Annotated in this window: 1 protein-coding gene; it reads right to left on the minus strand. The window is 74.2% G+C overall.

Going from position 1 to position 13,998, the window contains the following annotated elements; translation table 11 throughout:
• Positions 1-38: 38 nt before the first annotated feature.
• The gene (locus AC3EVP_RS05675; protein WP_435126778.1) at positions 39-13,973 is read right to left on the minus strand and encodes a type I polyketide synthase; all 13,935 of its coding nucleotides are present in this window, start codon (positions 13,971-13,973) and stop codon (positions 39-41) included.
• Positions 13,974-13,998: the final 25 nt, after the last annotated feature.

Raw genomic sequence — 13,998 nt, forward strand, 5'->3', positions numbered from 1 at the left:
ACGCCTTCCTTGCTACGCACGGTGGTACGGCGACGTACTCAGAGCCCGAGCTGGTTGTCGATGAAGTCGAACATGTCGTCGTCGCTGGCCGACTGGATGCGGTCGGCGACCGAGGAGCTGCCGTGGTCGCCGTCGGCCGCGGTGGTGTCCAGCGCGCCGAGCAGGTCCCTGAGCCGGGCCGTGACACGGGTCCGTACGGACTCGTCGGCCATCAGCCCGGCGAGGGACGCCTCGACCGCGTCGAGTCCCGCGTGGGCGGCGAGCGCGTCGGGTTCCTCCGGCGGGGCGCCGAGCATCTCCTCCGCGAGGAGCCCGCCGAGCGCGGCCGGGCTGGGGTGGTCGAAGACCGCGGTGGGCGGCAGGCGCAGTCCGGTGGCCTCGTTCAGCCGGTTGCGGAGTTCGACGGCGGTGAGCGAGTCGAAGCCGACGTCGCGGAAGGAGCGCTCCGGGTCCAGCCGGCCGGGCCCGGACATGCCCAGGACCCGGGCGGCCTGCGCCAGGACGAGGTCGCGCAGGGTCTCGACGGCCTCGCCGCGGCCCATCGCGGCCAGCCGCTCGGCGAACTCCTGCCGCGCCGCGGCCTGGCCGGAGACGCTGCGCCGGCCGCCGGGGGCCTGGTGGGCAGTCCCGGTGGCGCGCGGGCCGCGCACCAGTCCGGACAGCAGCGCGGGGACCTCGCCGGAGCGGTGCAGCGCGGCGAGGTCCAACTCGGCGGCCACCAGCAGCGGTTCGGACCGGCCGAGGGCGGCGTCCAGGACGGCGAGGCCGCGCGCGTCGGTGAGCGGCAGCAGCCCCTGCCGGGCCAGCCGCCGGTGCTCGGCGTCGGTGAGGCGGCCTGCCATGCCGTTCTCCCAGGGGCCCCAGGCCAGCGAGAGGGCGGGCAGGCCCTGCTGCCGGCGGTGGGCGGCCAGCGCGTCCAGGAAGGTGTTCCCGGCGGCGTAGTTGGCCTGACCTGCATTGCCGACCACACCCGCGATCGAGGAGAACAGCACGAACGTGTCCAGCTCCAGCCCCATCTCCTGGGTCAGCTCGTGCAGGTTCCAGGCCGCGTCGACCTTCGGCCGCAGCACCGCCGCCAGCCGCTCGGGGGTGAGGGTCGCCAGCAACGCGTCGTCCAGCACGCCGGCCGCGTGCACGACCCCCGTCAGCGGCACGCCCTTGAGCACGTCGGCGAGTTGGTAGCGGTCGCCCGCGTCGCAGGCGGCGACGGTGACCTGGACGCCGCAGCGGTCGAGGTCGGCGAGGAGCTGCGGCAGCCCGGGGGCCTCACCGCCGCTGCGGGAGACCAGCACCAGGTGCTCGGCCCGCCCGGTCCGCGCGAGGTGGCGGGCCACCAGGCCGCCCAGCACACCGGAGGCACCGGTGATCAGGAGGGTGCCCGCACGGCTCCCGGCGCCGGCGGCCGGCGCTTCAGCGGCGCCGGACGCCGCGCGGGTGAGCCTTGGCACCCGGACCTGTCCGCCCCGCACCGCCCACTGCGGCTCGTCCAGCTCCACTCCGGCGCGCAGCCAGCCGGCCAGTTCGGCGTCGGGGACGGCCGTGTCGTCCACGTCCATCAGCAGAATCCGGCCGGGGTTCTCCGCCTGCGCCACCCGCACCAGGCCCCACACAGGGGCCGCCGCCACGTCCACCGGCGCCTCGGGCCCGGCGTCCACCGCGCGTTCGGTCAGCACCAGCAGCTTCGCGCCGGACAGCGCGTCCACCAACGGCCACCGGCGCACCAGTTCCAGGACGTCGGCCGCGGTGCGGTGGGCGGCCGCGGCCACGTCCCCGGCGGCCGGGTCCGGTACGGCGCGCACCACGACGGTCCGCGGGGCCTCGGCCCCTGCCTCGACCGCCGCCACCAGAGCGGCCAGGTCCGGGTAGGCCGCCGTGCCGGGGACCTCCTCGCCGAGCACCGCCCACGGCCCCTCCCCGGCGCCCGAACCCGACGTGCCCGCGGCGGGCGTCCACGCCACCGCGTACAGGCCCTCGGGGAGTACGGCGGCGGCGGTCGCGTCGAACGGCCGCAGGACGAGCGCGCCCACCGAGGCGACCGGTGTCCCGCCGGCGTCCTCCAACGTCAAGGCGACGGTGTCGTCACGCGGGACGACACGGACACGGGCCGCCCGGGCACCCGTCGCGTACAGCTCGACGTCCCGCCAGGCGAACGGCACCTCCAGCCCGCCGGTACGGTCCCCCGCGCCGACGATCACGTGCAGCGCCGCGTCGAGCAGTGCCGGGTGCAGGCCGAACCCGGCCACGCCCACGTCCTCCGGCAACGCGACCTCGGCGTAGAGTTCCGCGCCCTTGCGCCAGGCGCCGCGCAGCCCCTGGAACACCGGCCCGTAACCGAGGCCGTGCTCCGCCAACTGCGGGTAGACGCCGTCCAGTTCGACGGGCTCCGCGTCGGAGGGCGGCCACGGGGCCGCTTCCGCCGCTGCGGGGACCTCGCCGGGCGGGGCGAGCACGCCGCTCGCGTGCGCGGTCCACTCGCTGTCCGGCGGCGCGGCCTCGTCCTGGGCGTGGACCGTGACGGTACGGCGGCCGGCGTCGTCCGGCTCCGCCACCGTCACCTGGACCCGTACGCCGCTGTGCGCGGGCAGCACGAGCGGGGCTTCGCTCAGCAACTCCTCGATACGGGAGCACCCCACCTCGTCACCGGCTCGCACCACCATCTCCACCAGCGCCGCACCCGGCACGACGGTCTGGCCGGCCACCGTGTGGTCCGCCAGCCACGGGTGCGACGACAGCGCCAACCGCCCGGTCAGCACCACACCACCGCTCGCCGGCAACACCACCGCCGCGCCGAGCAGGGGGTGGTGCACGGCGGACTGGCCGAGCCCGGCCGGGTCGGTGCCGGTGTCGGCGGTCGGGTTGAGCCAGTAGCGGCGGCGCTGGAACGCATACGTCGGCAGGTCCACCCGGCGGGCGCCGGTGCCCGCGTAGACCTTCTCCCAGGCCACCGGGATGCCCCGGACGAACACTTTCGCCAACGCCGTCAGCAGCGCGCGCGGTTCATCCCGGCCGCGCCGCAGAACCGGCGTCCACGACTCAACGGCGGCGTCCGCGGCCTCCGTTCGCGTCGCGGGCCCCAACGCGGACAGCACACCATCCGGGCCCACTTCCACGAAGGTGCCCACGCCCGCGGCGCGCATCGCCTCCACCGCGTCGGCGAACCGCACCGCGTCACGCACGTGCCGCACCCAGTAGGAGGCATCGGTGACCTCATCCGACACCACACCACCCGTCAACCCGGACACCATCACCAGGCGCGGACGCCGGCTCTCCACGGAGGCCACGACCTCGCCGAACTCCGCCAACATCGGCTCCATCAACGGCGAATGAAACGCATGCGACACCCGCAACCGCCGCGTCCGCGCACCCCTCGCCGCCAACGCCTCCGCCACCGCCAGCACTTCGTCCTCCACCCCCGACACCACCACCGCCCGCGGACCATTCACCGCCGCAACCCCCACACCCGGCCGCCCATTGAGCACTTCGCGCACCTCGGCCTCCGACGCCTCCACCGCGACCATCGCCCCACCCGACGGCAACCCCTGCATCAACCGACCCCGCGCCGCCACCACCCGACACGCATCCCCCAACGACCACACCCCCGCCACATGGGCAGCGGCCAACTCGCCAATGGAGTGCCCGGCGACGACCTGCGGCGTGATGCCCCACGACTCCAGCAGACGGAACAGGGCCACCTCAACCGCGAACAGGCCGCACTGCGCCCACACCGTCTCGTTCACATCCCCGCCACCCAGCCAGGACGCCTCGCCCTGACCCCGTACCACCGCACCCACCGACCCACCCACCAGACCCGACAACACCCCACACACCTCATCAAACGCCTCCGCAAACACCGGAAACGCCCCATACAACCCCTGCCCCATCGCCACCCGCTGCGCACCCTGACCCGTAAACACCAACCCCAACCGACCCACACCACCCACCACACCCGACACCACACCAGGCCCCTCGGCGCCCTCCGCCACCGCACCCAACCCCGCACACAACTCCGCCCCATCCACCCCGAGCACCACCGCACGGTGCTCCAACACCGCACGCGACGACACCAACGACCACCCGACTTCCGCAGGCTCAAGGTGCGGATGCTCGGTCACCCATCCCCGCAGCCGCCCCGCCTGCCCCGCCAACCCCTCAACCGACCGACCCGACACCACCCACGGCACCACCGGCAACCCCACACCACTGGTCGGCTCTTCCTCAACCGCACCCTCGACCGGAGCCTGCTCCACGATCACGTGCGCGTTCGTACCGGAGAACCCGAAGGACGACACCCCCGCACGACGCGGCCGCCCACCCGTCTCCGGCCACGGCACCGCCTCCGTCACCAACTCCACCGCACCCGCGTCCCACTCCACATGCGAGGACGGCACCTCGGCATGCAGCGTCGCAGGCACCACCCCGTGCTGCATCGCAGTAATCACCTTGATGATGCCCGCCACCCCCGCGGCGGCCTGTGCGTGCCCGATGTTCGACTTCACCGAACCCAACAACAACGGCCGGTCGTCCGGACGGCCCTGACCGTAGGTCGCCAGCAGCGCCTGCGCCTCGATCGGGTCACCCAACGCCGTCCCCGTACCGTGCCCCTCCACCACATCCACATCAGCCGACGCCAACCCCGCATCCGCCAACGCCGCCCGGATCACCCGCTGTTGAGACGGACCGTTCGGCGCCGTCAGACCGTTCGACGCACCATCCTGATTGACCGCACTCCCCCGCACCACCGCCAGCACCCGGTGCCCGTTGCGCCGCGCATCAGACAACCGCTCCACCACCAGCACACCGACACCCTCGCCCCAGCCGGTGCCGTCTGCCCGGTCCGCGTACGCCTTGCAGCGCCCGTCCGCAGCCAGCCCGCGCTGCCGCGAGAAGTCGATGAAGGTGCCGGGGGTGGACATCACCGTCACGCCGCCGGCCAGGGCGAGCGTGCTCTCCCCCGAGCGCAGCGACTGCGCGGCCAGGTGCAACGCCACCAGCGACGACGAGCACGCCGTGTCGATCGTCACCGCCGGACCCTCCAGGCCCAGCGAGTACGCCACCCGGCCGGATGCCACGGAGCCTGTGCTGCCGGTACCCAGGTAGCCTTCGACCTCCTGCGGGACCGCGTGCCAGGGCAGGTAGTCGTGGTAGAAGAGCCCCGCGAACACGCCGGTGGCGCTGCCCCGCAGGCCGGTCGGGTCGATGCCCGCGTCCTCCAGCGCCTCCCACGACGTCTCCAGCAGCAGCCGCTGCTGCGGGTCCATCGCGACCGCTTCCCGCGGGCTGACGCCGAAGAACTCCGCGTCGAAGTCCGCGGCGCCGTAGAGAAACCCGCCCTCGCCCGAGACGGACTTGCCCAGGGCGTCCGGGTCGGGGTCCACCAGGTCCGTCGGCCAGCCGCGGTCCGCGGGGAAGGGGCCGATGCCGTCGCCGCGCGCCTCCAGCAGCCGCCACAGGTCGCCGGGCGAGGCCACCCCGCCCGGGAACCGGCACGCCATCCCGACGATGACGGCGGGATCGTCGTCCGCGGGCACGGCGCGGGTCACCGCGCCGGACGTGTTCGGGTAGGCAGCCGTGACCTTGCCGTCCCCGCCGCCCTCTTCGTCCTCGCCGAGCAACTCCGCCCGTACGCGGTGGGCCAGTGCGGCCGGGGTGGGGTGGTCGAAGACCGCGGTGGCCGGCAGCCGCAGGCCGGTCGCGGTGTTCAACCGGTTGCGCAGTTCGACGGAGGTCAGCGAGTCGAAGCCGACGTCGCGGAACGAGCGCCGGGTGTCGACGGCCTCGGGGCCGGCCATCCCCAGCACCAGCGCGGCCTGGGTGGCGACGATCCGGAGGACGGCCTCGGTCCGCTCGTCGGGGCCGAGTCCGGCGAGCCGTGCGGCCAGCGCGCTCCGGCCGCCGGCGGCCAGGGCGGCGGCGGTGCGACGGGTGGGGGCAAGGCCGTGGCGCGTCTGCGGCAGCAGGCCGGCCAGCAACGGCGGGACCTCGCCCGCGCCCCGCAGTGCGGCCAGGTCCAGTGCGGCGGCGACCAGCAAGGCGTGACCGGTGCGGGGCGCGCCGTCCAGGAGGGCCAGGCCGTCCGGTGCGGACAGCGGGCGCAGCCCCTGCCGGGCCATCCGGAGCCGGTCCACGTCGCTCAGCGCGCCGGCCATCCCGTCCTCCCACGGGCCCCAGGCCAGCGACACCGCGGGCAGGCCCTGCCGGTGCCGGTACGCGGCCAGTGCGTCCAGGAAGGTGTTGCCCGCCGCGTAGTTGGCCTGCCCGGCGTTGCCGAGCACGCCCGCGGTCGAGGAGAACAGCACGAAGGTGTCGAGGTCCAGGTCGCGGGTCAGCTCGTGCAGGTTCCAGGCCGCGTCCACCTTCGGCCGCAGGACCGACTCCAGCCGGTCCGGGGTCAGTGCGGACACCAGCCCGTCGTCCAGTACCCCGGCGGCGTGCACCACCCCGGTCAGCGGCAGGCCGTGCAGGACCTCGGCGAGGCGGTCGCGGTCCGCCGCGTCGCATGCGGCGACGGTGGTCCGCGCGCCCGCCTCATGGAGGGCGGAGACGAGGTCGGACATGCCGGGGGCGTCGCCGCCGCGGCGGGAGAGCAGCACCAGGTGCTCGGCCTGACCGCTCTCCGCGAGGTGCCGGGCGACCAGCCGGCCCAGCGCGCCGGAGGCGCCGGTCACGAGCACGGTGCCCGGGCGGCTGTGCTCCGCTTCGGCGGGCGGCAGCGCGGCCGCCGTACGGGCAAGCCGCGGCACGCGTGTCCGGCCGTCCCGCACCGCGCACTGCGGGAGTTCCAGGGCCGCGGCGGTCCGCAGGGCCTCGACCGTCGCCCCGCCGGTGGCCTCGTCGACGTCCGCCAGCAGTATCCGGCCCGGGTGCTCCGTCTGCGCGACCCGCACCAGGCCCCACACCGTGGCGGCGGCGAGGTCCACGGGTACCTCGGGCCCCGCGTCCACCGCGCGCCGGGTGACCAGCAGCAGCCGGGCGCCGGACAGCGCGTCGGCCGCCAGCCACTGCCGCACCAGCGCCAGGGCATCCGCGGCGGCGCGGCGGGCGGCCTGGGCCGTGTCCTCGTCCTGGGGCTCAACTGCCGCCGGGGCCAGGGCCACGACGGTCTCCGGGACCTGCGCGCCTGCGGCGACGGCCGCCGCCAGCGCCGCGACATCGGGGTACGCGGCGGCTTCCGGCAGCGCGGGTACGGCGTCCGCGTCGCCGATCACCGCCCAGCGCCCACCGGCCAATTCCGGGGCCTGGTCGGGAAGGCTCGCGGGCACCCACTCGACGCCGTACAGCCCGTGGTCCGTTGCGGGGGCGGGGGCGGGGGCGGGGGTCTTGTACGGGCGCAGGGTGACACCGCCGACGCGGGCGATCAGGGTTCCGTCGCTGTCCGCCAGGGTCAGGGCGTTCCCTTCGCCGTCGGCCTCCGGTGCGATCCGGACGCGGGCCACCCTGGCACCCGTCGCGTACAGCTCGACGTCCCGCCAGGCGAACGGCACCTCCAGCCCGGCGGTACGGTCCCCCGCGCCGACGATCACGTGCAGCGCGGAGTCGAGCAGCGCCGGGTGCAGGCCGAACCCGGCCGTGCTCACGTCCTCCGGCAACGCGATCTCGGCGTAGAGTTCCGCGCCCTTGCGCCAGGCGCCGCGCAGGCCCTGGAACACCGGCCCGTAGCTCAGGCCGCGTGCCGCCAACTCCGGGTAGAGGGACTCCAGTTCGACGGGCTCGGCGTCGGACGGCGGCCACGGGGCCGCTTCCGCTGCCGCGGGGATCTCACCGGGGATGGCGAGCACACCGCTTGCGAGCCGGGTCCACTCGCCCTCGGCCGGGGCAGCCTCGTCCTGCGCGTGGACCGTGACGGTACGGCGGCCGGTGTCGTCCGGCTCCGCCACCGTCACCTGGACCCGTACCCCGCTGTGCGCGGGCAGCACGAGCGGGGCTTCGCTCAGCAGCTCCTCGACACGGGAGCACCCCACCTCGTCACCGGCCCGCACCACCATCTCCACCAGCGCCGCACCCGGCACGACCGTCCGACCGGCCACCGCGTGATCGGCCAGCCACGGCTGCGACGACAGCGCCAACCGCCCGGTCAGCATCACACCACCGCTCGCCGGCAACACCACCGACGCACCCAACAGCGCGTGCCCGGGACCCGCCAACCCGAGGTCCTCGGCGCGGCTGCTGGTGGCCGGGTTCAGCCAGTAGCGGCGACGCTGGAACGCATACGTCGGCAGGTCCACCCGACGCGCGCCCGTCCCCGCGTAGACCTTCTCCCAGGCCACCGGGACCCCGCGGACGAACACCTTCGCCAACGCCGTCAGCAGCGCCCGCGGTTCATCCCGGCCGCGCCGCAGAACCGGCGTCCACGACTCCACCACGTCGGAGTCGTCCGCGTCTTCCGTTCGCGTCAGCGGCCCGAGACCCGACAACACACCATCGGGACCGACCTCGACAAACGTCCCTACTCCGGCGGCGCGCATCGCCTCCACCGCGTCCGCGAACCGCACGCCGTCACGCACATGCCGCACCCAGTACGAGGCATCGGTCACCTCCTCCGACACCACACCACCGGTCAACCCCGACACCATCACCAGGCGCGGACGCCGGCTCTCCACACTCGCGACGACCTCACCGAACTCCGCCAACATCGGCTCCATCAACGGCGAATGAAACGCATGCGACACCCGCAACCGCCGCGTCCGCGCACCCCTCCCAGCCAACACCCCCGCCACCGCCAGCACTTCGTCCTCCACCCCCGACACCACCACCGCCCGGGGACCGTTCACCGCCGCGATCCCCACACCCGGCCGTCCATTGAGCGCTTCGCGCACCTCGGCCTCCGACGCCTCCACCGCCACCATCGCCCCACCCGACGGCAACCCCTGCATCAACCGACCCCGCGCCGCCACCACCCGACACGCATCCCCCAACGACCACACCCCCGCCACATGAGCAGCCGCCAACTCACCGATCGAATGACCGCCGACGACCTGCGGGACCACACCCCACGACTCCAACAGACGGAACAACGCCACCTCAACCGCGAACAACCCACACTGCGCCCACACCGTCTCGTTCACATCACCCCCACCCAGCCACGATTCCTCGCCCTCACCCCGCACCACCGCACCCACCGATCCACCCACCAGCTCCGACAACACCCCACACACCTCATCAAACGCCTCCGCGAACACCGGAAACGCCCCATACAACCCCTGACCCATCCCCACCCGCTGCGCACCCTGACCCGTAAACACCAACCCCAACCGACCTACACCACCCACCACACCCGACACCACACCAGGCCCCTCCACACCCCCCGCCACCGCACCCAACCCCGCACACAACTCCGCCCCATCCCCACCAAGCACCACCGCACGATGCTCCAACACCGCACGCGACGACACCAACGACCACCCCACATCCACCGCGTCAACCGCCGCACACCCCTCCCCCACAAACTCCAGCAGCCGCCCCGCCTGACCCGCCAACCCCTCAACCGACCGACCCGACACCACCCACGGCACCACCGGCAACCCCACACCACCAGACGGCGCAGCCTCCACCGCGGCCTCGGCCGGAGCCTGCTCCACGATCACGTGCGCGTTCGTACCGGAGATGCCGAACGAGGAGACGCCAGCGCGCCGAGGGCGGTCCGCCGACTCCGGCCACGGCACGGAGTCGGTGGCGAGACGCACCGCGCCCGCGTCCCAATCCACGTGCGAGGACGGGGTGTCGGCGTGCAGGGTCCGCGGGACCAGCCCGTGCCGGAGCGCTAGGACGAGCTTGATCACGCCCGCCACGCCCGCCGCCGACTGCGTGTGCCCGATGTTCGACTTCACCGAGCCGAGCAGCAACGGCCGGTCGTCCGGACGGCCTTGACCGTAGGTCGCCAGCAGCGCCTGGGCCTCGATCGGGTCACCCAGCGCCGTACCGGTGCCGTGCCCCTCCACCACGTCCACATCAGCCGGCGTCAGGCGCGCGTCCGCCAACGCCGCCCGGATCACCCGCTGTTGAGACGGGCCGTTCGGCGCCGTCAGACCGTTCGACGCACCATCCTGATTGACCGCACTCCCCCGCACCACCGCCAGCACGTGGTGCCCGTTGCGCCGCGCGTCCGACAACCGCTCGAGGACCAGGAGGCCGGCGCCTTCGGCCATGCCCATGCCGTCGGCCTGGTCCCCGTACGCCTTGCAGCGCCCGTCGGCGGCCAGTCCCCGCTGACGGCGGAACCAGTTCAGCCAGGACGTGGTGGCGTGCACGGTGACGCCCCCGGCGAGGGCCAGCGTGCACTCGCCGGAGCGCAGGGACCGGGCGGCCAGGTGCAGCGCCACCAGGGAGGACGAGCACGCCGTGTCCACCGTCAGGGCGGGGCCTTCGAGGCCCAAGGTGTAGGCGACCCGGCCGGAGATCACGCTCGGTGTGACGCCCGGCTGGAGGTGGCCTTCGAGTTCCTCGGGCGCGTCGGCGCCGTACCCGGACGCGGAGGCACCCGCGAAAACGCCGGTCGCAGTGCCCCGCAACGCGGACGGGTCGATGCCCGCGCGCTCCAGGGCCTCCCAGGACAGTTCGAGCAGCAGCCGCTGCTGCGGGTCCATGGCCAGCGCCTCACGCGGGCTGATCCCGAAGAACTCCGCGTCGAACTCGGCGGCCGCGGTGAGGAATCCGCCGCCGCGGGTGGCGGACGCGAGGGAGCGGTCCTCGGACGAACCGGGCGGCGGGGCGAGGTCCCAGCCGCGGTCGCCGGGGAGTTCCCCGACCGCGTCGCCGCCGGCGGCCAGCAGGTCCCACAGCTGCTCGGGAGTGCTGACGTCACCGGGCAGGCGGCAGCTCATCGCCACGATCGCGATCGGCTCGTCGGTCCCGGTCCCGGTCCGGGTCGGGCCGGGGTCAGCGGGACCGTCCGCGCCGCTGCCGCCCAGCGCCTCTCCGCGCAGGAACGCCGAGAGCAGCAGCGGCGTCGGGTGGTCGTAGATCAGCGTGGTGGGCAGCCGGAGCGCCGCCGCGCCGCTCAGCCGGTTGCGCAGGTCGACGCCGGTGACGGAGTCGAAGCCCAGCTCCTTGAACGTGCGCGCCGGGTCGAGGGCGTCGGGCGAGCCGTGTCCCAGCACCGCGGCGGCCTGGTTCCTGACCAGGTCCAGGACGAACTGCTCCTGTTGGGGCCGGGGCCGCCCGGCGAGCTGCCCGCGCAGGCCGTCGGGCGCGGGGTCGGCGACGGGGTGGGCGTCGAGCCCGGTCGGGGGGAGTTCGGCCGCGGGCGAGGACGGCTCGGCGTCGAGCCAGTAGCGTTCGTGCTGGAAAGCGTAGGTCGGCAGCTCGACCATGTCGCCGGCGGGCAGCACCGACGTCCAGTCCACGCCGGCGCCGTGGACGTACGCCTCAGCCAGCGAGGTCAGCAGCCGTACGGCGCCGCCCTCGTCCCGCCGCAACGTCGCACACACCGCGCCCGGCACCACCCCCGGGCCCGCTTCCCGTGCGACCTCTTCGAGGGTGTCGTTCATGGCACCCATCAAGACGGGATGCGGGGTCACTTCTACGAAGAGCTGGTGGCCGCGGCCCGCCAACGTCCGCACGGCGCGGTCGAAGTGGACCGTCGCGCGGAGGCTGCGGAACCAGTAACCAGCGTCCAACTCCTCGCCGGTCAGGGTCTCCCCGGTCATCGCGGACACCATCGGAACCCGGCCCCGACGGGGGGTGATCCCGGCCAGGACCGAGGTGATCTCGTCCTCCAGGCGGTCCACCTGCGCCGAGTGGGACGCGTAGTCCACCGCCACCATCCGGGCACGGGTGCCCTCGGCCTCGAACTCCGCCTTCAACTCCTCCAGAGCTGCGGGCTCACCCGACACCACCACCGCCGAAGGCCCATTGACCGCCGCCAGAGCCACGCTCTCCCCGAACCGGACCAACCGCTCCTCGACCTCGCCCGCGGACCGGCTCACCGACAGCATCCCGCCCGCACCCGCCAACACCTTCAACGACTGCGACCGCAACGCCACCACCCGCGCACCGTCCTCCAACGACAGCATCCCCGCCACCGTCGCCGCCGCGATCTCACCCTGCGAATGCCCCACGACAGCCTCGGGCGCGACCCCGGCGGCTTCCCAGACCGCGGCCAGCGACACCATCACCGCCCACAACGCCGGCTGCACCACATCAGCCGCCTCAAGCGCCGGAGCACCCTCCGCACCCGCCAACACGTCATGCAGCGACCACTCCACATACGGCGCCAACGCCACCGCACACTCCGCAAGGCGCGCCGCGAACACCGGCGACACACCCGCCAATTCACGCCCCATCCCCACCCACTGCGACCCCTGACCCGCGAACGCGAACACCGGACGCGCCGCCGAACGGGCCCGGCCAGAGGCGACCGCGCCTGCCGGGACACCCGCGGCAAGGCTCTCCAACCCGCCCACCAACGCGGCCCGGTCACCACCGACCACCACCGCCCGGTGCTCGAACACCGACCGGCTCGCCGCCAACGACCACGCCACATCCGCCGGTTCGAGACCCGGACGCCCGTCGACCCACTCCCGCAACCGCTCCGCCTGCGCGGCCAACCCCGCCGCAGAACGAGCGCTGACGACCCACGCCCGCGCACCGGAGACGACCCGCGGCGCAGCGGGCGCGTTGCCTTCGTCCGCCGGGCCCGTGGTCGCCGGGGCCTCCTCCAGCACCACGTGGACGTTGGTGCCGCCGAGGCCGAAGCCGGAGACAGCGGCGCGGCGGGTGCGGGAGCCGGCCGGCCACGGGACCGGCGCGGTGAGCAGCCGCACCCCGCCGGACGCCCAGTCCACGCGGGGCGTCGGTTCGTCGGCGTGGAGCGTCGCGGGGAGTTCGCCGTGCCGTAGGGCGAGCACGGTCTTGATGACGCCGGCGACTCCGGCCGCGGCCTGCGCGTGGCCGATGTTGGACTTGACCGACCCCAGCCACAGCGGCCGCCCCTCGGGACGGTCCTGCCCGTAGGTCGCCAGCAGCGCCTGCGCCTCGATCGGGTCGCCCAACCTGGTGCCCGTGCCGTGCGCTTCGACGGCGTCCACGTCGGCGGGGGTGAGGCGCGCGTCGGCCAGGGCGCGGCGGATGACGGCCTGCTGGGCGGTGCCGTTGGGGACGGTCAGGCCCTCGCCGGTGCCGTCGGAGTTGATGGCGGAGCCGCGCAGCACGGCCAGCACGGTGTGGCCGTTGCGCCGCGCGTCCGACAGCCGCTCCAGGACGAGTACGCCGACGCCTTCGGACCACACGGTGCCGTCGGCGGCGGCGGAGAAGGGGCGGCACACGCCGTCGGCGGACAGGGCGCGCAGTCCGCTGAACGCGACGAAGTTCTGCGGGGTGGACATCACGGACACGCCGCCGGCCAGTGCCATCGCGCAGTCGCCGGTCCGCAGGGCCTGGGCGGCGAGGTGGAGGGCGACCAGGGAGCTGGAGGCGGAGGTGTCGACGGTGAGTGAGGGGCCGTGCAGGCCGAGGAGGTAGGAGAGGCGGCCGGACATGACGCCGGGCGAGGTGCCGGTGAACAGGTGGCCCTTGGCGGTGCCGGGTGCGCTGCGCAGGCGGGGGCCGTACTCCCTGGGTTCGGCGCCGACGAACACGCCGGTGCGGGAGCCGCGGAGGTCGGCCGGGAGGAGGGCGGCGCTTTCCAGTGCCTCCCAGGAGACCTCCAGCAGCAGGCGCTGCTGCGGGTCCATGGCCTGTGCCTCGCGCGGGGGGATGCCGAAGAAGCCCGCGTCGAAGCCGGCGATGTCGTCGAGGAACCCGCCGCGGGTGAGGTAGGTGGTGCCGGTGCCGTCCGGGTCCTGGTCGAAGAGGGTGTCGGTGTGCCAGTTCCGGTCCGCGGGGAAGCCGGAGAGTGCCTGTCCGCCGTCGGCCAGCAGCTGCCACAGGTCCTCGGGTGAACGGACGCGGCCGGGATAGCGGCAGCCCATACCGACGATCGCCAGCGGCTCCGGGTCGGATGCGGCGGTGTCCTTCAGGACCGGCTCGGTCTCGTTCACAAGTCCCTCGGTATTCCGGAAGTCG

It is taken from the genome of Actinacidiphila sp. bgisy144 (assembly GCF_057708105.1).